Origin of the sequence: Kribbella albertanoniae (assembly GCF_004348455.1) — a bacterium.
GTDB lineage: Bacteria > Actinomycetota > Actinomycetes > Propionibacteriales > Kribbellaceae > Kribbella > Kribbella albertanoniae.
In genome coordinates this window covers 1-21,580 of sequence record NZ_SMKA01000154.1, presented here as the reverse complement: position 1 = coordinate 21,580, position 21,580 = coordinate 1, and the positions used below count along the sequence as shown (strand labels likewise).

Here is a 21,580-nt window from a genome sequence, read left to right as displayed (position 1 = left end):
GCCACCCAGGAGACCCCCCGATGAACCTCCAAGACCTCCGCACCGAGCTCAACACCCGAGCCGAAGAAGCCGCCACCCGCGAGCCCGACCTCCTGCCCGGCATCCGTCACAAGATCCGCCGCACGAAGCAACGCCGTACGGCGACAGCCCTCGCCTCGGTCGCGGCCCTCGCGATCCTCGCCGTGGCCGTCGTACCGGGTGTCCTGAACACCTCCACGCCGGATCCCGCCACCCCGCAGGACTACGTCAAGGACGGCCAGACCGTCCCCGGCATGATCAACGGCGACAAGTTGCTCAAGGCATGGATCGGCGACCCGAACCAGAACAAGATCTCGTTCGCCTGGACCCCGACCACGAACAAGATCGCGATCTACGCCTCCTGCGACTCCGTCGGCTACGCGGTGCCGAAGGAGGTGCGGATCCGGATCGGCAACTGGTACGCCGGTAGCGTGCCGTGCCGCGACGGCAGCACCGAAACCGAGACCAGGCCGGTTGAGTACTTCTTGCCCGAGTCGGCGCTCTGGCTGGAGTCGCCGGTCGGGAAGGCCACGACGGTCACCGCAGAAGGCGTCGACGAAGAGAGCGGAAAGGTCAGCGGCTCGGTCGAGCGCATCCAGGTCGGCATCTACAGCACCGACGGCGGCAGCTCCGCACCCAACGACCTCACACCGGGACCGGACGACTTCCAGGCCGACGGCATCGTGTACCGGCGACAGATCGGCGGCGACACCCTGCTCGGCGCGGCGGTGACCAACTCGGGCGTCAAGGAGGTCCGATTCGACTTCACTCCAACCACCGCGCCTCTGGTGCTTCACCCGTTCTGCACCGCCAACCAGGCCTCGGACGACCCGGCGAACGTTCCGTACCAGGTCCAGATCAGCATCGGCGGTAAGCCGACGGTGACCATGACCTGTCACGGCGACTCGGTCGATGCGGGCCTCGGCACAAGCTCCACGCTGCCGGCCCTTCCGGCCGGACAGAAGGTCGAAGCAGTCGCCCGCCTGGTGTCAGCGCGCAAGGATGGTCCGCCAGTACCTAGCGATGCGTACGTCGGCCTCGGAATCTACGCCGAGGGTCAGCAGCGCGTCGTAGGAGGCGTCAAACTCGCCGAACGGATCGAGTTCGGTGGCACCGACTACCGGCTCGGCGCCATCAAGTCGGCTCCAGGTCCGGCGAAGGAGGTCGTGATCGATACCCCGGCGGACCAAGCCTTCGTCGTCGCATACGGCGGAGCGCAGCTCGGCGCCACCGGGAGCATGCGGGCAGAGGCACGCGTCGGCACCGCCGTCATCGGCGGGATGCAGGTCGACACCGCAAGCGGTGGCGATCTGGGCGTCGGCAAGGAAACCGTCTCGGCCGGACCGGCGAAACAAGCCGGGATGGTCATCACCGAGGGCAAGCCGACCGGCGGCACCCTGGTGATTGCGATCTATCTGCCTGCCTAGAGCCAGGCGTGCAGGTCGGCGGCGTCTTTGACGAGCTGCTCGGGGTTGTTGTCGGGGACGAACTCCAGCAGCGCGTTCAGCTCGCGGGGGTCCGCCGCCAGCTTGGCCAGGACCTGGCGCCATAACGACTCGCGGGTGGCCAGGGGGCGGCGGGTGCCGTCGGGGTCCCAGGAGAAGACGTGGACTGTGGTCAGCCAGGGCAACAGCGCGTCTAGTTGCTGGAGGCATTCTTCGTCGGGCATGCCTACGGGAGGTTGCCAGTACGTCGTGAGGTTCGGGGCGCCGACGTCCATCAGCAACGTGATGGTGGAGTCGACCTCGTCGGTCAGCGTGTTGCGGTGGAACTCGAGGGCGATCTCGATTCCGGAGCTGGCAGCTACATCCGCCAGCTCGGCCAGACCGCGGGTGACGGCCATCCGGTCGCCGACGCCGGCTTCCGCCGTACCGACTGTTCCGGCCCAGACGCGGATGCGGGAGGCGCCGAGGGCTTCGGCGGTGGCGACCGTCGCACGCATTTGTTCGCGGTCGGCGGCGCCGGCGCGGAGGTAGGAGCCGTAGGCGACGGTTTGGAGGCCGTGCAGCTCGGTCAGGTTCTTCACGCGGCGCGCGGCGACCAGGTCGCCGAGGGGAACGTGGACGTCGCCGCCCCACTCGATCGCCTTCAGGCCTGCCTGGGCCGCGACCTCCACCACCTCGTCGGCCGGCAACTGACGGAACGTCACCGAGACCAGTCCGGTCCTCACACCCACGTGTGCCTCCTCAGGTTCACCCCTCTATCCAACCGCATCGGGCCAGCGCCGCCCACGCGATCCCGGTCACCGTCTCACGTCATGAGCAAAGCTCTTGGATGCAACTGACGCTCGCGCTTAGAGTGCAAGCTGTGCCGGAACAGCGAAAAGGGTTCATCTACGGGTTCACCGCCTATCTGATGTGGGGCCTGTTCCCGCTGTACTGGCGGCTCCTCGACCGGTCCGGCGCGATCGAACTCCTCGCCCACCGGGTGATCTGGTCGCTGCTCACGATCGCCGCGCTGGTCGCCGTACTGCGGAAGTTCGGTCAGGTGAAGGCGTTGCTCCGGCAGCCGCGGAAGCGGTGGGCCCTGATGGGCGCCGCGCTGCTGATCTCGGTCAACTGGGGCACGTACATCTTCGGCGTGATCAACGGCCATGTGGTCGAGACCTCGCTCGGGTACTTCATCACCCCGTTGTTCGCGGTCTTCCTCGGCGTGGTCGTCCTGAAGGAGCGGCTGCGCCCGGCGCAGTGGGTCGCGCTGGCGATCGCGTTCGCCGCCGTCCTCGGGCTGGCGATCGAGAACGGCCGGCCGCCGTGGATCGCGATCATCCTGACGTTCTCGTGGGGCTTCTACGGGCTCGTGAAGAAGAAGGCCGACGCGGGCGCGATCGAGGGGATGGCGGTCGAGTCGGCCACCGTCGTACCGCTGGCGATCGCGGCGCTCGTCGTACTAGGTGTGCAGGGTCAGTCAACCGTCACGCATGGCGGGACCGGGTACTTCATCCTGGTACTGCTGACCGGCCCGCTGACCGCCGTACCGCTGCTGTTCTTCGGCGCAGCCGCGACCAGGACGTCGCTGACGACTCTCGGTCTGCTGAACTACGTCGCCCCGATCCTGCAGTTCATCTGCGGCGTCACGCTCTTCCACGAGCACATGTCGCCGATGCGCTGGGCCGGGTTCGGCCTGGTCTGGCTGGCGCTGGCGATCTTCACCTTCGACGGGCTGCGGAAGCGGCGGCGTACGATCGCACTCGAGCGGGCCGCGCTGGCCACCTCCGGAGTGTGAGTGTTCGACTGCTCTTTGCTACTGAGGGTTACCTAAGCCGTCCGGCGTTCATCTGACCTTCACTCAGCGACCGCTTGTTCTGCCTAATGTCCCGACGTGACCAAGTTTCTCCCGCTGATCAGTCAGCTAGGTACCCGCCACGGTTCCCGCTCGTTCCGCACTTGTGAGCTGAAGTGCGCCAACCAGTGCGACCACGCTCAGCCGAACACGTCCGGCAACGAGCACATCCAGTCCGTCGTGCGCACAGCCTTCACCCGCCGCAAGGCCTTGAAGGTCGGTGCGGCCGGTGCTGCCGCCGCCGGAATCGCGACGCTGGCCAGCAACATCCCGGCCACCGCGGACCAGCAGGTGTACGGCGGCTTCCCGCGCGGGAACGGCGACTTCCCCGGCTTCGAAGGTGGTCACGGCAAGCTGACCCACGCCGTCGTACCGCCGAACCGTAAGGACGCGATCGTCGTCCCGCGCGGCTACGAGCAGGGCGTCATCATCGCCTGGGGCGACCCGGTCGAGTACGGCGCTCCGCGGTTCGACGTGAACCGGCAGTCGGCGGCGGCGCAGGCCCAGCAGTTCGGCTACAACAACGACTACACGATGATCGTGCCGCTGCGCGACGAGCGGAAGTCGTTGCTGGTCTGCAACCACGAGTACACCGACGAGTATCTGATGTTCCCGACCGGCAAGTACGACCTGGCCACCCAGGCCAAGATCAGCCTGGCCGCGCACGGCATGTCGGTGGTCCAGATCGAGCGCGTCGGCCGCACCGGTCAGTGGCGCCGCGACAAGCACCTGTCCCGCTACAACCGCCGGATCACGGCGACCACGAAGTTCGAGGTGACCGGCCCGGCCGCCGCCGACCCGCGCGTCGGAAAGGTTGCCTACGGCACCTTTGGTAACTGCGCAGGCGGCGTCACCCCGTGGGGGACCATCCTGTCCGGCGAGGAGAACTTCAACGGGTACTTCGACGTCAGCGGCACCGTGCCGGCCGAGTACGTCGACAGCTTCAAGCGGTACGGCGTCCCGACGACGGTGACCAAGTCGGCCCGCCAGTGGAGCCTCGTCGACCCGCGGTGGGACCTGTCGAAGACGCCGACCGAGGCGTTCCGGGCGGGCTGGATCGTCGAGGTCGACCCGTACGACCCGAAGTCGACGCCGAAGAAGCGCACGATGCTCGGCCGGATGAAGCACGAGGGTGCGACCATCACGATCACCGCCGACGGCCGGATCGCGGCGTACCTGGGTGACGACGAGCGCGGCGAGTACGTCTACAAGTTCGTGTCGACCGGTAAGTACGACCCGGACAACCGCAAGAACAACTTCGGTCTGCTGGACGAGGGCACGCTGTACGTCGCCAAGTTCACCGGTGACGGGACCGCGGACGGCCTGTTCGACGGCACCGGTCAATGGATCCCGCTGACCACGGACAAGAAGTCGTTCATCGACGGGATGAGCGTCGCCGACGTCCTGATCAACGTCCGGTCCGCCGCCGACAAGGTGTCCGCGACCCGGATGGACCGGCCGGAGGACATCGAGCGCAACCCGGTGACCGGCCGGATCTACGCCGCGATGACGAACAACTCCGACCGCGGCGGCAAGTTCGCCGTCGACGAGGCGAACCCGCTGGCCAAGTCGTTCGTCCGGGAGAAGCTCGACGGCCCGCTGATCGAGAAGGCCGGTAACCGCAACGGGTACATCCTCGAGCTCACCGAGGAGGGCGACGACGCGGCCAAGACCGGCTTCAACTGGACCCTGTTCCTGGTCTGCGGCGACCCGACCTCGCAGGAGACGTACTTCGGTGGCTACGACAAGTCCAAGGTGAGCCCGATCTCCTGCCCGGACAACGTCTCCTTCGACGGCTCCGGCAACCTGTGGATCTCCACCGACGGCAACGTGCTCGGCTCCAACGACGGTATCTTCACCGTCCCGGTGGCCGGCCCGAACCGCGGTCAGGTCAAGCAGTTCCTCTCCGTCCCGTTCGCCGCCGAGGCCTGCGGACCGCTCATCTCCGAGGACGACAAGACCGTCTTCGTCGCCGTCCAGCACCCGGGCGAGACCGACGACGCGACCTTCGAGAAGCCCACCTCCACCTGGCCGCACACCGACAAGTTCCCGCGCCCCGCGATCGCCTGCGTCTGGCGCCGCGACGGCGGCCGCGTCGGGTCGTAGCTTGACCTCAGCTAACCTGGACATCTAGTATCCAGGTTATGAAGATGAACGAGGGCGTCGAGTGGGCGATGCACAGCTGCGTGAACCTCAGCTGGCTGCCCGGCGAGGCGGTCACCGCCAAGCGACTCGCCGCCTTCTACAACCTGCCCACGGCGTACCTGAACAAGCAGTTGCAGGCGCTCGCGAGGGCCGGGATCGTCTCCTCGATCTCCGGCCCCAAGGGTGGGTTCCAGCTGGCCCGGGATCCGCGGAAGATCAGCCTGCTCGACATCGTGGTGGCGATCGACGGCGCCGATGACGCCTTCCGCTGCACGGAGATCCTGAAGGCCGGGCCAGGTGCGAACCCGAAGGCCGACTACGTGAAGACCTGCCAGATCTCGCGGGCGATGCGCGCGGCCGAGCTCACCTACCGGCGCGAGCTGGCCGCCCAGACGATCGCCGACATCGCCGAGCAGGTGCTGGCGGAGCATCCGGATGCGCCGGACAACACCCGCTCGCACTTCGCCAACCTCACGGTCTGAGGTTTTGTCTTAATTCTGGATATTTGACATCCACAATCTGAGGAGTTCGTTATGACGTTCACCAAGCCTGTTCTCGTCCGCGCGGCCGACGGGGAGGTGCTGTCCGCGAGCGGCGTGACGCTGCTGACCGACGTACCGGAGACCGGTGGTCAGCTGACCAGCCACCGCTCGATCTTCCAGCCCGGCAAGGAAGGCGCTCCCCCACACCAGCACCACGAGGCGTCCGAGCTGTTCTTCGTGATCGGCGGGCAGCTGCGGGTGCTGCTCGACGACGAGCTGCTCGTCCTCGACCGCGGCGACTTCCTCGTCGTACCGCCGAGCACGACGCATGCCTTCGAAGCCGCCGGTACGTCGGACGCCGAGGTGCTGTTCGTCCTCACCCACGCGAAACCGCGCTTCGGGTACTACCGCCTGCTGGAGCAGGCCTACCGCGGTGACGCCGACTGGTCAGAGGTCGCCGCCACCAGCGACCTCTACGACAACCACTACGCGGAGAGCCCGACCTGGGCCGGCCGCTGACTCAGCTCTGCTCGAGGCCGCGGCCCGGCTTGCCGGTGGACTTCTGCTGGGCAGCGGACGCGGTAGGCGCGGCCTGCTGATCAGCCGTGCCGGCAGTGGGCGAGACAGGAGCGCCGGAGTCGCCGAAGGCGGTCTGGAACGCGCGCATGGCGTCCGGGTCCACCGTCCGGCCGGACGGCAAGGTCACCTCGCCCTTGACCTCCGCCGCCTCCGACAAGGCAGCCAGCACGATCTCGTCCTGCTTGAGCTGCTCGGCGGTCGGCGGCGCCTGAGCGGCGTGGGGGTCGTTCTGGGGCAGGGCGTAAGTGTCCGGACCGGTGCCGCCGAGGCGTGACGGGACCAGATCGCCGTACCCGTCGGCCACGTACTGCCAGAGCTCGTCGCGCCGCTCCTGCTCGTGCTGCCCGTTGAGGATCGCGTCGAACTCGACGTCGGCATAGACGGTCGGCAACTCACCGCCCACGGTCTTGTAGCCGTCCATCTGGTACACGGTGGTGTTCGGCTGCCGCGGCCTCGGCTCGTCGTCGTCGTACCCGCCAGGCTGATAGGGAATGTTGCCGAGGTCGGGCCGCTCGATCTTCGTACCCTTACCGGCGAGCACGGTACGCCGGGTCTCGTCGACCCGGATCGACCCACCCCGCTGGTATTCCAGCTCCGCGCTCGCGAACTTCGAGGCCGAGTAGTCGACCTTCCCACCCCGCGCGAGGTGCTTCTGCACGAACTTCAGATAGATCGGCAGTGTCACCGCCGGATCGTTGCTGAACTCCGGCTCACTCTTACGAAACCCGAACGCCATCCCCCCAGGCTAGATCCGAAAAGAGTCACCCGGCCGACCAGCCTCCACCCCTCACCCCGCCAGGCAATTTGAGGGGATATCCGTCGAACTACACCCTTCTCCGGTCAATTTTTGAGGGGAGAACCAGCACCTTGAGGGGAGATCCCCTCGTTTCCCGGGCCGCAACCACAGCCCCAGGCACAGCCCGGAAGCTCAGGCGACGTCCAGCCGCGGTCACCGGCCTCGCTATCCACCCCAACCACCGCCGCGACCAGCGACCCTTCTTTCGAGTCGGCCGGGAGCGGCGACAAGCCACAGCGCAACGTCCCTGTCCGAGTCCTTTCGGACCTGTGCCCCACTCGTCCGCCAACGGCGGCCTACACAACCACAGGCCGAATGCGCTGCAGCTGCTGCTGACACACGGCCGGCCGGGCTCGGTGATCGAGTTCCTGGACGCGACCGGGCCGCTGACCGACCCGGTCGCGCACAAACGCCTGGGGGCCGGCGGCCGGGGACATCGCGATGCTCACCCCGGCGGTGGGCCGATCGAGCAGGTGGCTGGGCTGGATGGCGAGGTTCGGTGACCGCGGCTTCACGTCGCCTGGGGCTGACAGGCTGTGGCTGAGGTGCGCGATGCTCAAGGTCTCGCGTTAGACGGTGATTTTTCGGGCCTATACGCCGATTTTTTCACATCTAACGCGCCAAACATCCCCGGGAGCCCGAGAGCACGGGCCGGGAGTCACCTTGAGCATCCACCAACCATCTGACACCCGCCGAAACGATCGAACCGTGCAGGTAAGTCGCCCGACCAGCTCACCTTGAGCAGCCATCAACCACATTCGGAGAGCGCACCTGGTTGACCCGTGCACAACGTCGTACCCGCCCACGTCGAGAGCCTTGAACTAACCGGCCTTGGGGACAACACAGCAGCACCCGCGGCAACAGGGACAACTCCGTGACACACTTCCCTTGCCTAACAGTCAAAAGCTCTTTAGATTGTTAGGTAGAGGTGATGTCGATGCTCTATCAGCCGGAACTGATCGGCGGTCATGTCGCTCTGGACCTGCTGAATACCGTTTCCTGGCGGCTGGAGCCGTCGCGGACCGTCGACCGGATCGCCAGCCCGGAGGCGCTGGCGACGTGGTGTGCGGCGGTGGGGCTCAGCGGAGATGGCGAGCCCGACGGGGTGGCCGCTGTGCGTGCGGTCGTCTACGACGTTGTGTTACCCATTGCGCGCGGGACCGGACCTGGGGATCTGCGGGAACTGCAGAGCTTGCTGGCAAGTGCCCTGGGGCGTGCGAAGCCAGCGGGACTGCGACCGTTGGACTGGGTCGGCGCCAGTCTCGTGGACGAGTTGGTGCTCGCGGCTGGGCGGCTGCTGGAGCGGGAGGATCTGAGCAGGCTGCGGGAGTGCCAGGACGATGGCTGTGGATGGCTCTTCCTGGACCGCAGTAAGAACGGGTCTCGACGGTGGTGCAGCTCTGGCGACTGCGGGAATCGCGCGCGGGCGAAGCGGCACTACGAGCGAGTTCGCGCTGGGCGGGAAGTATGAGGAGCCATGCGGCAGTGGCCGCGCTGCTCGATCGGCGGCAGGAGTTCTTCGAGGGCATGCGACTGGGCATCGGGCCTGGCGCTGCCGCCTTCGTGCTGGCGTTGAGCTTCGGAGCCGAGGCCGTGGCACGGGACTGGGGTTTCGGGCTGCCGGTGCTGTTCTCGATGTTCGCCTGGTCCGGATCGGCGCAGTTCGCGTTGCTGACGTCGATCGCCGGTGGCTCGGCAGTTGTCGCGGTGACGTCGGCAGTCCTGATCAACGCTCGCTATCTGATGATGAGCCTCGCCCTCAACGACAGCCTGCACGGCAGTCGGCTCTCCCGCGCGCTCCAGGTGCAGGCGCTCTGCGACGCGTCGTTTGTCGTTGCCCACAACACCAAAGGTGGCTACGACATCGTTCGACTCGTTGGCGCGAGCATTCCGCAGTGGGTGCTCTGGGCCGCCGGGACCGCGGTCGGCGCACTGACGGCGCCCTCTCCGGACCTGATGCAGCGGCTGGGTCTCGATGTGGCCTTCCCGGCCTTCTTCCTGATCCTCGCGCTCGACGAGTTGCGCCGATCGAAGCGAGCCCTGGCAGCCGGTCTGCTGGGTGCCTCGGTCGCCGCCGCGCTGCTCTTCGTCACCACTCCGAGCTACGCCTTGCTGGGCGCCATCGCCGCGGCCCTGCTCGGCATTCTTCCTGAGAAGGAGGCCGAACAAGCATGAGGCTCTGGTTGTCCGCAGCAGTCGTGACCGTGATCAACTGGCTGCTGAAGGCAAGCGCCCCGCTGGTCATCGGCGGCCGCAAACTCCCACCGCCGGTGCTCAGGCTGACGGCGCTCACCGCACCGGTTCTGCTGGCTGGTCTGATCGTCACGGAGCTGGGCGGCGAGCACTGGCAGGCGCTCGACTGGACGAAGCTGGTCGGCGTCGGGGCCGCCGGTGGACTGTGCTTGGCGAAGGTGCCGATGTTGCTGGCCGTCGCCGGCGGCATCGTCGTCACCGCGCTGATTCGCCTCAGCCTGCGCTGACAGCACCCACTGGCTGCGCGAGCGAATCAGCAACCAGATCCGGGTGTCGTTCCTGCGGACCGGGTGCGACGATGGGCCGCATGCGATGGATTGATGCGTTGGAGGGGACGGCCGCGGAGAAGTTGCCGGAGGCCGTGCATCGTTACTACCGACAGGGTTCCGCCGGGGGGATCAGCGTCGGGGAGGCGGTTGCCGCCTGGTCGTCGTACCGGTTTCGGCCGCGGGTTCTGCAGGACGTGTCGTCGATCGAGCTTGGCACGACAGTGCTCGGTACGCCGGTCTCGTCGCCAGTGCTCGTCGCGCCGTCAACGCTGCAGCGGCTGGCGGATCCGGACGGGGAGATCGCGATGGCGAACGGTGTCCGCGACGCCGGGTCGCTGCTTGGTGTCTCCAGCAACGCCGGGACCCGGTTCGCCGACCTCGGTGCGACCGGTGTCCCGTGGTGGCTGCAGATCTACATCGTGCGGAACCGCAGCATCACCGAGCAGATGCTCGACGCGGCTGTTGCCGGTGGCGCAAAGGCGATCGTCCTCACGGTCGACACCCCGGTGGTCGGACGCAAGGAGGACGACGGTCCGGTGGTGTGGTCGTACGTCCAGCCGGGGCAGCTGCGGATCAACGTCCCCGAGGGCAACTGGACCGACGAGGACCTCGACAAGGCGGACGACCTGACCCCGGACGTGATCGGCTGGCTGGCCGAGCGCACCGGACTCCCAGTCGTCGTGAAAGGCGTCCTGCGCGGCGACGACGCCAAACGCATCTCCGACGCAGGTGCCGCCGGCATCATCGTCTCCAACCACGGCGGTCGCCAGCTCGACGGCTCGATCCCCACCGCCCAGGCCCTCCCCGAGGTCGCAGAGGCCCTGGCCGGTACCACCACCGAGCTGTACGTCGACGGTGGCATCCGGCGCGGTGAGCACGTCCTCGCCGCCCTGGCGCTCGGAGCCCGCGCCGTTTTCGTCGGCCGCCCAGCCCTCTGGGCCCTCACCGTCGACGGCCAGTACGGCGTAACCCGGCTCCTCAGCGAACTCGCCGAAGAGCTCGAACACACCCTCCAGCTCGTCGGCGTCCCCCGGCTGACCGACCTCACCCCGGACCTCGTCGTACGGGCCTGAACTCCGAAGCCCGTCGTACAGGCTTGCCAGGAACAACAAAGGCCCCGGGAGAAATCCCGGGGCCTTGCTGTGTCGAGCTAGGTGCGGATCAGGCGTCCGCGTCCTGGCCGAGGAGGTTGCGGGTGGCGCTCGGGTCGACCGGGACACCGGGGCCCATGGTCGTCGAGAACACCGCCTTGCGGATGTAGCGGCCCTTGGAGCTGGCCGGCTTCAGTCGCAGGATCTCCTCGAGCGCGGCGCTGTAGTTCTCCACCAGCTGGGCCTCGTCGAACGACGCCTTGCCGATGATGAAGTGCAGGTTCGCGTGCCGGTCGACCCGGAACTCGATCTTGCCGCCCTTGATGTCCGTGACGGCCTTGGTGACGTCCGGGGTGACCGTGCCGGTCTTCGGGTTCGGCATCAGGCCACGCGGGCCGAGGACGCGACCGAGGCGGCCGACCTTGCCCATCAGGTCAGGGGTGGCGACGACGGCGTCGAAGTCCAGCCAGCCGTCGGTCACCTTCTTGATCAGGTCGTCGTCACCGACGAAGTCGGCGCCGGCGGCCTTCGCGGCCTCGGCCTTGTCACCGGTGGCGAAGACGAGGACCCGTGCCGTCTTGCCGGTACCGTGCGGAAGGTTGACGGTGCCGCGCACCATCTGGTCGGCCTTACGGGGGTCGACCCCGAGGCGCATCGCGACGTCCACGGTCGAGTTGAACTTCTTCGTCCCGGCGGACTCCTTGGCCAGCCGGATCGCCTCGAGCGGGGAGTACAGGTGATCGAAGTCGATCTTGTCCGCGATCGCGCGGTATGCCTTGCTGCGCAGTGCCATTGCTGTTTCCTCTCTGGGGTGTGGTCTCCGGGCGGCGCTACGCCCTGCCACAACTACTCGTGGTGCTGGTGCTGCCGCGGCGCTCAGGCCTCGACGGTCACACCCATGGAACGGGCGGTGCCCTCGATGATCTTCATCGCGGCGTCGATGTCACGGGCGTTCAGGTCCGGCATCTTGGTGGTGGCGATCTCGCGGACCTGGTCCTTGGTGATCTTGCCGACCTTGTCCTTGTGCGGGACGGCCGAGCCCTTCTGCAGACCGGCGGCCTTCTTGATCATCTCGGGCGCCGGCGGCGTCTTGGTGACGAACGTGAAGGAACGGTCTTCGTAGATGGTGATCTCGACCGGGACCACGTTGCCACGCATGGATTCCGTCTGGGCGTTGTACGCCTTGCAGAACTCCATGATGTTGACACCGTGCGGGCCGAGCGCCGTACCAACCGGCGGGGCGGGCGTCGCTGCGCCGGCCTGGAGCTGCACCTTGACCAGGGCAGCGATCTTCTTCTTGGGAGGCATTCTGTCGGGTCCTTAGACTTTCTGGATCTGGTTGAAGCTGAGTTCCACCGGGGTCTCCCGGCCGAAGATCTCCACCAGCGCCTTGATCCGCTGTGCGTCGGCATTGATCTCCGTGATCGTGGCGTGCAGGGTCGCGAACGGCCCGTCCACCACCATGACCGAGTCGCCGACCCCGAAGTCGGCCACCTCGACCTTCTTCTTGGCCGCCGTCTTGGCGGGTGCGGCACCTGCTTCGGCTGCCGCCGCCTCGGCCGCCGCAACGACGGCCGGAGCGAGCATCTTCTCGACCTCTTCGAGGCTGAGCGGGACCGGCTTCTGGCTGTTGCCGACGAAACCGGTGACCGACGGCGTGTGCCGCACGGTCGACCAGGACTCGTCGGTCAGATCCATCCGGACCAGGACATAACCAGGGAGGACGGTGCGCTTGACCATCTTGCGCTGACCGTTCTTGATCTCGGCGACCTCTTCGGTCGGCACGACGATCTCGAAGATGAAGTCCTCCATGTTCAGGGAGTTGATCCGGTTCTCGAGGTTGCCCTTGACCCGGTTCTCCATCCCTGAATACGTGTGTACGACGTACCAGTCGCCGATCTGCGAGCGGAGCCGGCTGCGCAGCTCCTCGAGCGGGTCGCCCGGCTCCTCGTCCTCGTCGGCCTCCGCAGCCGCGGCGGCGACCGCCAGGGCCGCGTCGTCGGCGCCGTCGTCGTCCGCGCTGGAGAAGACCACCGCGTCGACAGCCGGCTCGGCCTCGGTGCTGTCGTCGGCCGCGGTCTCCGCGGTCTCGTCGGCCAGCTCCTCGGCAGCGTCGTCGACATCGGCCTGGGTCACGACCTCGGCCGCTTCGGCGTCGTCCGCGGCGGCGACCACCACGACCGGCTCGTCGTCGGAGTCGTCGGTCTCGGCGGGGCCTTCCTCGGCCTCGTCGTCGGCGGAGTACTCCGGCTCCTCGACCACGACCTCGTCGGTCTCGTCGTCGGAGTCCTCGTCGTCGAGGCCCGCGAAGGGGTCGTCACCGTCGTCGGCGAACAGGTCGTCGTCCTCGACGACAGTGGTCTCGTCGAAGTCGAGATCCAGGTCGTCGTCGGAGTCGGATACGTCGAACTCGTCCTTGAGCTCAAGGACCTCGTCGTCGCGCTCTGACACGTCGTACTCCGTCATCTGTGGATCGGTTCTGGATCTGGCGTCGGGGGTGGGGCGGTGCCCCGCTCCCCGGCCTGCGTGGGCGGTGTCCGGCCTCAGCCGAAGATCTTGAGTACTGCCCAGCCGAAGGCGAGGTCGAGGACCGAGACGATCGCGATGACGAACACCACGAAGGTCAGCACCACCACGAAGTAGGTGGACAACTGCTTGCGGGTGGGCCAGACGACCTTGCGGAGCTCGGCGACCACCTGGCGGTAGAAACGCAGCAGGCCTCTGCCTTGCTTGCCTTCCGCAGGCTTACCGGCGCCGGACGGTGCCGGGGTGCGCGTCTCCGTCACGACCTACCTCTTTCGCTAGCGGCGGCCTGACCGGCCCTGCGCCGGTCAGGATGTGCAGGGCACGAGGGACTTGAACCCCCAACCTTCGGTTTTGGAGACCGATGCTCTGCCAGTTGAGCTAGTGCCCTCTGCAATCCATCCGGACGCCGCACAGGACCTGAACTCGGGCATGCCGAGTCAGGGCCATCAACGCCCGGACTAGAAGAGTGTACGGGTTCGGAGCCACCTGGTCGAACTCGGCCTGTCGGCGTCGTCCTGCCTGCTCCTGACCCACACAGCCCCCGAACCGGGCGCCGTACCGCGACCAGAACCATACAGCCTGCACTCGGACACAACGGACCGCACCCCCTGCGTGTTCCCCGGATCACACCGGTCCGGGTCCCGATATTGCCGGGCACCCTCCCGGACAGTGCTGCCAGGATGGCGGTATGAGTTCCAGGATCTCGGCGCGGATCGGCGCCATCAGCGAATCGGCAACCCTGGCGGTCGACAGCAAGGCCAAGGCGCTCAAGGCCGCCGGCCGGCCCGTCATCGGCTTCGGCGCGGGCGAGCCGGACTTCCCGACGCCGGACTACATCGTCGAGGCGGCTGTCGAGGCCGCCCGGGACCCGAAGAACCACCGCTACAGCCCGGCCGGCGGTCTGCCGGAGCTGAAGCAGGCGATCGTCGAGAAGACCAAGCGCGACTCCGGGTACGAGATCGAGGCTGCCCAGGTCCTGGTCACCAACGGCGGCAAGCACGCGGTCTACAACACTTTCGCGACCCTGCTCGACCCGGGTGACGAGGTGCTGCTGCCGGCGCCGTACTGGACGACCTACCCGGAGGCGATCCTCCTGGCCGGTGGAGTGCCAGTGGAGGTGCTCGCGGACGAGTCACAGGACTACCTGGTCACCGTCGAGCAGCTGGAGGCCGCTCGGACCGACAAGACCAAGGCCCTGCTGTTCTGCTCACCGTCCAACCCGACCGGTGCGGTCGACAGCCGCGAGTCGATCGAGGCGATCGGCCGCTGGGCGCTCGAGCACGACATCTGGGTGATCACCGACGAGATCTACGAGCACCTGACGTACGACGGCGTCCAGTCGACGTCGATCCCCGTGGTCGTGCCGGAGCTGGCGGACCGGACCGTCGTACTGAACGGCGTCGCCAAGACGTACGCGATGACCGGCTGGCGGGTCGGCTGGATGATCGGCCCGAAGGACGTCATCAAGGCCGCCACCAACCTCCAGTCGCACCAGACGTCGAATGTCGGCAACATCGCCCAGCGGGCCGCGATCGCCGCACTCACCAACGACCTGAGCGCGGTCGAGGAGATGAAGGTCGCCTTCGACCGCCGTCGCCGGACCATGGTGCGGCTGCTGAACGAGATCCCCGGTGTGGAGTGCCCGACGCCGACCGGTGCCTTCTACGCGTACCCGTCGGTGAAGGGCCTGCTCGGCAAGGACATCCACGGCCGTACGGCGACCACGTCCGCAGAGCTGGCCGGGATCATCCTGGACGAGGCGGAGGTGGCCGTCGTACCGGGTGAGGCCTTCGGTGCGCCGGGGTACCTGCGGCTGTCGTATGCGCTCAGCGACGAGGACCTGACCGAGGGCATCGGCCGGATCGCCAAGCTGCTGAGCTGATTCGCCCGGGATCCCTACCCGCCTGGATTTCACCGGGCGGGTAGGGACTCTGTAACCTTCGGTAATGACGCAGCGTGACCTGCGGGTGCTGCCGAAGGCGCATCTGCATCTCCACTTCTCCGGCTCGATGCGGCATCTGACGCTGGTCGAGCTCGCGGACAAACACGGGGTCCGGCTGCCCGACGCACTACGCACCGAATGGCCGCCGGATCTGTCCGCGGCCGACGAGCGGGGCTGGTTCCGCTTCCAGCGGCTGTACGACATCGCGCGTTCGGTGCTGCGCACGGAGGACGATGTACGGCGTCTCGTCCGGGAGGCGGCCGAGGACGACCGTGCCGACGGCTCCCGGTGGCTGGAGATCCAGGTCGACCCGTCCGGGTATGCGAACCGCTTCCACGGCATCACCGAGTTCACCGACCTGGTGCTGGACGCGGCCCGTGACGCTGCGGCCTCCACCGGTATCGCCGTCCAGGTGATCATCGCCGCCAACCGCACCCGGCACCCCCTCGACGCCCGCATCCTGGCCCGCCTCGCCGCGCAGTACGTCGGCCGTGGCGTGGTCGGCTTCGGCCTGTCGAACGACGAACGCCGCGGTACGACGTCAGAGTTCGCACCGGCCTTCCGTATCGCCCGCAACGCCGGTCTGCTCGCCGCACCGCACGGTGGTGAGCTCTGCGGCCCCGCGACCGTCCGCACCTGCCTCGACGAGCTCGGTGCCGGCCGCATCGGCCACGGCGTCCGCTCTGTCGAGGACCCAGAGCTGCTCAAGCGCGTTGTGGACGCCCAGGTAGCACTGGAGGTGTGCCCGGCCTCCAACGTCTCGCTGGGCGTCTACCGCCACGCCGAAGACGTCCCTCTCCGCCGCCTGTACGAAGCCGGCGCCCGCATCGCCCTCGGCGCCGACGACCCGCTGCTGTTCGGCTCACGCCTGGCCGAGCAGTACGAAACCGCCCGCAGCGTCCACGCCTTCACCGACGAAGAACTGGCCGACCTGGCCCGCTCGTCCATCCTCGCCGCCACCGCGCCCCCCGACGTCCAGAAGTCACTCCTGTCCGACATCGACGACTGGCTCACCACCCCCGCCACAGTCGCGTCGTACTAATGCCGACCTATCTGGCCCGCCACGGCCAGACCGAGTGGAACCTCGCCGGCCGTCGCCAGGGCCGGTTGGACTCACCACTCAGCCCACTCGGCGTCAGCCAAGCCCAGCGCAACGCCGAGTTGTTGCGGGCCGAGCACATCGACGCCATCCACAGCAGTCCTCTCGGCCGCGCCCAGCGAACCGCTCACATCATCGGCGCCACCCTCGGCCTCGCCGTACAAGTGCTGCCGGACCTCGCCGAGCTCGACCACGGTGATTGGTCCGGCCTCACCTCGACCGAGATCGACGCCGGCTGGCCGGGTGAACGTGAGGCGCGGGCACTGTCGAAGTACACCTATCGGTTTCCCGGCGGCGAGAGCTACGCGGATGCCGACGTACGGATCGCGCAGGTGCTGGCGAGCATTGAGGTACGGCGTGCCCTGATCGTGTCGCACGAGATGGTGGGGCGACTGCTGGTACGGCGGTTGGCGGGGCTCGATGTGGATGCGGCGATGCGGCGGGATCATCCGTCGGACGTGGTCTTCCGGGTTGGCGACGGCTGGATCGACTGCTTGAAGAGTGCCGGATAAATGCTTCGTGGGTTCGGGTTCAGGGCATTGTGAGGGGTGTCGGGGGCGGACAAAATTGCGGCATGACGGCTACCAAGATCTTGTTACCCGAGGACGAGCTGCCGACCCGGTGGTACAACGTGCTGCACGACCTGCCGACACCGCCGCCCGCGGTGCTGCGTCCGGGGACAGGGCAGCCGGTGGGGCCGGAGGATCTGGCGCCGTTGTTCCCGATGGACCTGATCCTGCAAGAGGTGTCCCAGGAGCAGTACGTCGACATCCCCGGCGAGGTCCTCGATGTGTACCGGTTGTGGCGGCCGAGTCCGCTGTATCGGGCGCATCGATTGGAGAAGGCGCTCGATACGCCGGCCCGGATCTACTACAAGTACGAGGGGGTCTCACCGGCCGGGTCGCACAAGCCGAACACGGCAGTCCCGCAGGCGTACTACAACGCCAAGTCGGGCGTCCGGAAGCTCACCACCGAGACCGGTGCGGGGCAGTGGGGGACGGCATTGGCCTTCGCCTGCGCGCAGTTCGGGCTCGAGTGCGAGGTCTGGCAGGTGCGTGCGTCGTACGACCAGAAGCCGTACCGGCGGACGATGATGGAGGTCTTCGGCGCGACCGTGCACCCGAGCCCGTCCGACCTGACCGAGGCCGGGCGGAAGATCCTGGCCGGAGATCCGTCCTCCACCGGCTCACTCGGGATCGCGATCAGCGAAGCGGTCGAGGCGGCGGTCCAGTCGCCGGACATCCACTACGCGCTCGGCTCGGTGCTCAACCACGTGCTGCTGCACCAGACGATCATTGGTGAGGAAGCGCTGATCCAGCTCGCGATGGTCGGCGAGACACCGGATCTGCTGGTCGGCTGCACCGGCGGCGGATCGAACTTCGGCGGTCTCGCCTTCCCGTTCCTGCGGGAGAAGTGGGCCGGCCGGATGGCACCGGTAGTCCGCGCGGTCGAGCCGGCCGCGTGCCCGTCACTCACCCAGGGCACCTACGCCTACGACTTCGGTGACACGATCGGCCTGACCCCGCTGATGAAGATGCACACCCTCGGCCACGACTTCGTCCCGGACCCGATCCACGCCGGCGGCCTGCGGTACCACGGGATGAGCCCGATCATCAGTCACCTCTACGAGACCGGCGAGATCGAAGCCGTCGCCAAACCGCAGTCGGAGTGCTTCGCGGCCGGTCTCCAGTTCGCCCGCACCGAGGGCATCGTGCCGGCCCCCGAGCCCACCCACGCGCTCGCTGCCGCCATCGAGGAAGCCCTGCTCTGCAAGGAGTCCGGCGAGGAGAAGGTCATCCTCACCGCCCTCTGCGGCCACGGTCACCTCGACCTCGCGGCGTACGACGCCTACCTCAGCGGCTCCATGACCGATCGCAACTGGGACGACGCCGACCTCCAGGCCGCCATCGCCCAAGCCCTCACCCGCCTCCCGGCGATCAGCTAGCGGCCCACTTAGCCGCGCCGCCACCAGGGCTTGGGCTGCTTGCCGACCGCCGCCAACCAATCGGCAGGCACCGCCCAGCCCTTGGCCTGGATCGCATCGAAGAACGCCACCTTCAGACTCTCCGGCAACCAGTAGGTCGCGGTGACCGCCTCCGCCGCCTCGAAGTACGTCGTACGGCGCCCCTCGCCCCACACCGTCGCCAGCTTCGAGCAGTGCGCCAGCCGCACGTAGTCCCACCGCGCCTGCGGATCCGTCATGTCGTACTCACGCTCCGCCGACCGGAAGATCCCCGACACCGGCGGCTCCGCCTCGATCGCCTCGATCAGCCCCTGCACCAGGGCCCGGTCATCCGTCATCTCGTCCGGCAACCGCAACCCCACCGGGTCAAGCACCACCGGCCCCATCCAGGGCCCCGCCACCTCCAAGAACACCTCCAGCAAGGCGAACGCTTCCTCACCCCGCTCGAACCGCCCCAACCCAGCACGCAACGTCGTCACAGCTTCTTCAGCCACCCCACGACCCTAATTCACGAAGGGAATCCCTGATCTGCCCCGGGATGCCCCGACTGTTCACGCTCAGCGACCGACCCAGCTGCCCCGAAGTGCCCCAATCCCCTGAAGAACGTCGCATTTTTCGGCCACGACCGTATTTCTATCGATGAAAATCGGGGCATCGTGGGGCATTCCGGGGCATCCAGGGGCAGATCGCCCGCAGCCGCACTTTCCGTCATTGCGGAGGGTGTTCGCACACCTACAGTTACCGCCATGCCAGCCGCCAATGACTTGTTGCGCAGCGCACGAGAGCGCACCCCCTCTCGGCGCGCACCCGGCGAACGTATGTCCCGCGTCGAGCTCGCGGACGCCGTCTGCGCGTGGCTCTGGGAGACGACCGAGGTCCGCTACGAACTCGACGGCCACTACATCGCGAAGCTCGAGCGGGGCGCGGTCCGCTGGCCCGGCGCCGCCTACCGATCCGGCCTGCGCTACATCCTGAACGTTGCCACCGACAACGAACTGGGTTTCGTCCCGCCGCCCGGCACACCGTCGACCGAGCCGGAACTGGAGCCACCGTCGACCCTCGGCCTCGACGAGGAGGTCGGGCGTGCCGGCGACGAGTCGATCGCGCTCCTGACCTTCGCCGAGGAGTCGAACGTCGGCGAGCTCACGGTCGAGCAGCTCCACGCGGACATCGAGCGAATCTCCCAGCTCTACCTGCACACCCCCACGAAGCCCTTGTTCGAACGCAGCCGGGCAGTCCGCGACCGGGCCTTCGTCCTGCTCGCCGGACGGCAGTCACCGAAGCAGTCCCGCGACCTGTACGCCGCCGCCGGCTGGGCGATCACCCTGCTGGCCTGGATGTCGGTCGACCTCGGCCGCCCCGAAGTGGCCGAGAGCCACGCCAGGACAGCCTGGGCCTGTGCCGAGGCTGCGGACCACAACGAGCTCCGCGGCTGGATCCGCGCCACCCAGCACACGGCCGCGTTCTGGCAGGACGAGTTCGTCCGGGCCGCCGACCATGCCCAGGACGGCCTGCGGTACGCCGCGGGGACGTCCCGCCTGTTCTTGTCCAGTGCCCTGGCGGTCGACCTCGCGCGCTCCGGACAGCTCAGCGAGGCCCGCGCGGCGCTGGCCGCTGCCCAGGAGGTTCCGGAACTGCCGTCGGTTCCTGAGCTCGGCGGACCGTTGCTGTGCACCCCCGAACGCGCCGAAGGATTGTGGGCGAACGCCCAACTGGCGCTGGGTGATGCTCACGAAACGCTGGTCCACGCCGACCGTTCGGTGGCGCGCTTCGAATCCAGACCGCACGTCCTGCGCAACCCAGGTTCCGAACGCATGGTCAGGCTCCAGCAGGTGATCGCACATCTGACCCTCGGGGAGCTCGACGGTGCCATCACCGCGATCGAGCCCGTCCTCGAGACGGCCTTGGAGTATCGGGTCCGGCCGTTGATCCACCGGATGGGTGAGGTCGCCGCCCTGACCGCGCCGTTCACCCGCGTAGCAAGAGGGCGACAGCTCCGCGAGCGCATCCGGGACTTCATCTATCGCCCCGACCTGCCTGGCCGGCGAGCAGCCTACCGACCGCCATCTCTCACCGCGAAGGAGTCCTAGCCCCATGATCGACGACGTCCGCGATCACTGGTACTGGCGTCCGGGCTGGCGACAGGGACGATCCTTCTACACCTGGCACATCACATTCCGCTACTCGTCAGCACTCGCGGCACTCCGCAGCAGCTACGACCCCCTCCTGTCCTCGCTCCCCGAGCTCACGCCCGTTCCCCGCCAATGGCTGCACCTGACAGTGCAAGGCGTCGGCTTCGCCGACAAGGTCAGCCCTGCGGAGTTGGCACTGATCATCGACGCCACTCGCCGCCGGCTCGAGTCAGTGGACCCGTTCAGCGTGACCGTCGGACCAGCGGTCGTCGAGCTCGAGAGCCTCCAGCTACCGGTCCGCCCCGCGAACGAAGTCCGCAGACTCTGGGTCGTGCTCCGCGACGCGATCAAGGAGGTCTGGGGCGAGGACTCATTCCCCGCCTTCCCCGACCTCGATCCGCACATCTCGTTGGGCTACTGGAACCAGTCGGCACCGGCAGATCCGCTCCGGAAGCGCCTCGCCGAGTTCGGCGACAAGTCCACCGAGCTCTACATCAACGAGGTCACCTTGATCGACCTGAACCGCGACCACCTCTGCTACCAGTGGACGCCGTACATCACCATCACCCTCGGCCGGCCCGCATGACCGACGCCCTTCCGGCAATATCAGCCGAAGAAAGCGCAGCCCGGGTCATCCGCGCCCTCCTGGACTACCGCTCCATCTGGACCACCCACGACCTGGTCGAACTCAGCCAGGCCCCGGCGTCCGAGGTACGCCGAGTCGTCGACGACCTGCAGTCCCAGTCCCTGGTCGACCGTCGCCGCGGCGGCATCATCGGCGTACCGGACTGGTCCCTCCTGCTCAGCCGCTGGGCCGCCAGCACCCCCTTGCCTACAACGAGCCAGCTCTCCCGTTGGAAGGCCCCCAACAACTTCTTCGACCGCATCGCCGACAGCCCTCTCAAATACGCCCTCACCGGCGAGCACGCAGCCGCCTTCTGGACCACAACACCGGCCGACGCCGACACCCTCATCTACACCCCAGAAGCCCAAGCCGCCGCCT

24 protein-coding genes and 1 tRNA gene are annotated in these 21,580 nt (G+C 67.7%); 17 read left to right on the top strand and 8 right to left on the bottom strand.

Annotation, left to right across the window (positions count from 1 at the left end):
* On the top strand, window positions 1-1,445 hold a 1,445-nt coding region (locus E1261_RS27535), incomplete at its 5' end, for a hypothetical protein (RefSeq protein WP_238176459.1).
* Here the strand turns inward: E1261_RS27535 and E1261_RS27530 are convergent.
* Window positions 1,442-2,194: a sugar phosphate isomerase/epimerase family protein gene (locus tag E1261_RS27530; protein ID WP_132411483.1), complete on the bottom strand. Its 753-nt coding sequence runs from the start codon at window positions 2,192-2,194 to the stop codon at window positions 1,442-1,444. The two genes, E1261_RS27535 and E1261_RS27530, sit on opposite strands and share 4 nt — an antisense overlap.
* Before the next feature lie 131 nt (window positions 2,195-2,325).
* Here E1261_RS27530 and rarD point away from each other — a divergent pair, with 131 nt between their 5' ends.
* The 4 genes from rarD (at window position 2,326) to E1261_RS27510 (ending at window position 6,446) form a co-directional block, all read left to right on the top strand.
* On the top strand, window positions 2,326-3,243 hold the full coding sequence (gene rarD, locus E1261_RS27525; RefSeq protein WP_132411481.1) for an EamA family transporter RarD: 918 nt from the start codon (window positions 2,326-2,328) through the stop codon (window positions 3,241-3,243).
* Window positions 3,244-3,339: 96 nt separating this feature from the next.
* Window positions 3,340-5,406, top strand: coding sequence for a PhoX family protein (locus tag E1261_RS27520; protein WP_132411479.1), 2,067 nt, complete (start codon window positions 3,340-3,342; stop codon window positions 5,404-5,406).
* A 38-nt stretch (window positions 5,407-5,444) separates the two neighbouring features.
* Complete coding sequence (locus tag E1261_RS27515) at window positions 5,445-5,927, top strand: RrF2 family transcriptional regulator (protein WP_132411477.1); 483 nt, start codon at window positions 5,445-5,447, stop codon at window positions 5,925-5,927.
* A 51-nt stretch (window positions 5,928-5,978) separates the two neighbouring features.
* Window positions 5,979-6,446, top strand: a complete 468-nt coding sequence (locus E1261_RS27510) for a cupin domain-containing protein (protein WP_132411475.1) — start codon at window positions 5,979-5,981, stop codon at window positions 6,444-6,446.
* Between the two features lies 1 nt (window position 6,447).
* Here E1261_RS27510 and E1261_RS27505 read toward each other — a convergent pair whose 3' ends face one another.
* Complete coding sequence (locus E1261_RS27505; protein ID WP_132411473.1) at window positions 6,448-7,242, bottom strand: hypothetical protein; 795 nt, start codon at window positions 7,240-7,242, stop codon at window positions 6,448-6,450.
* A 329-nt stretch (window positions 7,243-7,571) separates the two neighbouring features.
* On the opposite strand from E1261_RS27505, the gene E1261_RS46920 reads away from it, so the two are divergent.
* The 5 genes from E1261_RS46920 to E1261_RS27480 all read left to right on the top strand — a co-directional run bounded on the left by E1261_RS46920 (window position 7,572) and on the right by E1261_RS27480 (window position 10,897).
* Window positions 7,572-7,805 (top strand): hypothetical protein, encoded by a 234-nt coding sequence (locus E1261_RS46920; protein ID WP_132411471.1) that lies wholly within the window; start codon window positions 7,572-7,574, stop codon window positions 7,803-7,805.
* Window positions 7,806-8,239: 434 nt separating this feature from the next.
* Complete coding sequence (locus E1261_RS27495) at window positions 8,240-8,773, top strand: CGNR zinc finger domain-containing protein (protein WP_132411469.1); 534 nt, start codon at window positions 8,240-8,242, stop codon at window positions 8,771-8,773.
* Entirely contained in the window at window positions 8,770-9,477 is a 708-nt protein-coding gene (locus E1261_RS27490) for an AzlC family ABC transporter permease (RefSeq protein ID WP_132411467.1), read from the top strand. The genes E1261_RS27495 and E1261_RS27490 overlap by 4 nt, the downstream gene beginning before the upstream one ends.
* On the top strand, window positions 9,474-9,782 hold the full coding sequence (locus E1261_RS27485; RefSeq protein WP_132411465.1) for an AzlD domain-containing protein: 309 nt from the start codon (window positions 9,474-9,476) through the stop codon (window positions 9,780-9,782). Before E1261_RS27490 ends, E1261_RS27485 begins: the two co-directional genes overlap by 4 nt.
* Before the next feature lie 80 nt (window positions 9,783-9,862).
* Window positions 9,863-10,897: an alpha-hydroxy acid oxidase gene (locus tag E1261_RS27480; RefSeq protein WP_132411463.1), complete on the top strand. Its 1,035-nt coding sequence runs from the start codon at window positions 9,863-9,865 to the stop codon at window positions 10,895-10,897.
* Between the two features lie 88 nt (window positions 10,898-10,985).
* On the opposite strand, the gene rplA is transcribed toward E1261_RS27480, so the two are convergent.
* The 5 genes from rplA to E1261_RS27455 all read right to left on the bottom strand — a co-directional run bounded on the left by rplA (window position 10,986) and on the right by E1261_RS27455 (window position 13,829).
* The gene (gene rplA / locus E1261_RS27475) at window positions 10,986-11,708 is read right to left on the bottom strand and encodes a 50S ribosomal protein L1 (RefSeq protein WP_132411461.1); all 723 of its coding nucleotides are present in this window, start codon (window positions 11,706-11,708) and stop codon (window positions 10,986-10,988) included.
* Between the two features lie 83 nt (window positions 11,709-11,791).
* Window positions 11,792-12,223: a 50S ribosomal protein L11 gene (gene rplK, locus E1261_RS27470; protein ID WP_132411459.1), complete on the bottom strand. Its 432-nt coding sequence runs from the start codon at window positions 12,221-12,223 to the stop codon at window positions 11,792-11,794.
* Between the two features lie 12 nt (window positions 12,224-12,235).
* On the bottom strand, window positions 12,236-13,381 hold the full coding sequence (nusG, locus tag E1261_RS27465; protein WP_132411457.1) for a transcription termination/antitermination protein NusG: 1,146 nt from the start codon (window positions 13,379-13,381) through the stop codon (window positions 12,236-12,238).
* A gap of 77 nt (window positions 13,382-13,458) precedes the next feature.
* Window positions 13,459-13,701, bottom strand: coding sequence for a preprotein translocase subunit SecE (gene secE / locus E1261_RS27460; RefSeq protein ID WP_132175403.1), 243 nt, complete (start codon window positions 13,699-13,701; stop codon window positions 13,459-13,461).
* Between the two features lie 55 nt (window positions 13,702-13,756).
* Window positions 13,757-13,829: transfer RNA gene (locus E1261_RS27455), tRNA-Trp, on the bottom strand.
* 300 nt (window positions 13,830-14,129) lie between these two features.
* Here E1261_RS27455 and E1261_RS27450 point away from each other — a divergent pair.
* From E1261_RS27450 to E1261_RS27435, 4 genes are all read left to right on the top strand, one after another.
* The gene (locus tag E1261_RS27450; RefSeq protein WP_132411455.1) at window positions 14,130-15,323 is read left to right on the top strand and encodes a pyridoxal phosphate-dependent aminotransferase; all 1,194 of its coding nucleotides are present in this window, start codon (window positions 14,130-14,132) and stop codon (window positions 15,321-15,323) included.
* A gap of 64 nt (window positions 15,324-15,387) precedes the next feature.
* Complete coding sequence (locus E1261_RS27445; RefSeq protein WP_132411453.1) at window positions 15,388-16,425, top strand: adenosine deaminase; 1,038 nt, start codon at window positions 15,388-15,390, stop codon at window positions 16,423-16,425.
* A complete protein-coding gene (locus tag E1261_RS27440) occupies window positions 16,425-16,994 on the top strand; it encodes a histidine phosphatase family protein (protein ID WP_132411451.1) in 570 nt (189 codons plus the stop codon). The genes E1261_RS27445 and E1261_RS27440 overlap by 1 nt, the downstream gene beginning before the upstream one ends.
* Window positions 16,995-17,056: 62 nt before the next feature.
* Window positions 17,057-18,427, top strand: coding sequence for a TrpB-like pyridoxal phosphate-dependent enzyme (locus E1261_RS27435; protein ID WP_132411449.1), 1,371 nt, complete (start codon window positions 17,057-17,059; stop codon window positions 18,425-18,427).
* An 8-nt stretch (window positions 18,428-18,435) separates the two neighbouring features.
* Here the strand turns inward: E1261_RS27435 and E1261_RS27430 are convergent, their stop codons facing one another.
* Window positions 18,436-18,939, bottom strand: a complete 504-nt coding sequence (locus tag E1261_RS27430; RefSeq protein WP_132411447.1) for a hypothetical protein — start codon at window positions 18,937-18,939, stop codon at window positions 18,436-18,438.
* 252 nt (window positions 18,940-19,191) lie between these two features.
* On the opposite strand from E1261_RS27430, the gene E1261_RS27425 reads away from it, so the two are divergent.
* From E1261_RS27425 to E1261_RS27415, 3 genes are all read left to right on the top strand, one after another.
* Window positions 19,192-20,535, top strand: a complete 1,344-nt coding sequence (locus E1261_RS27425) for an NsdA family TPR-like regulatory protein (protein WP_132411445.1) — start codon at window positions 19,192-19,194, stop codon at window positions 20,533-20,535.
* A gap of 4 nt (window positions 20,536-20,539) precedes the next feature.
* On the top strand, window positions 20,540-21,163 hold the full coding sequence (locus E1261_RS27420; RefSeq protein WP_132411443.1) for a 2'-5' RNA ligase family protein: 624 nt from the start codon (window positions 20,540-20,542) through the stop codon (window positions 21,161-21,163).
* On the top strand, window positions 21,160-21,580 hold a 421-nt coding region (locus tag E1261_RS27415), incomplete at its 3' end, for a hypothetical protein (protein WP_202875069.1). The genes E1261_RS27420 and E1261_RS27415, both read left to right, overlap by 4 nt.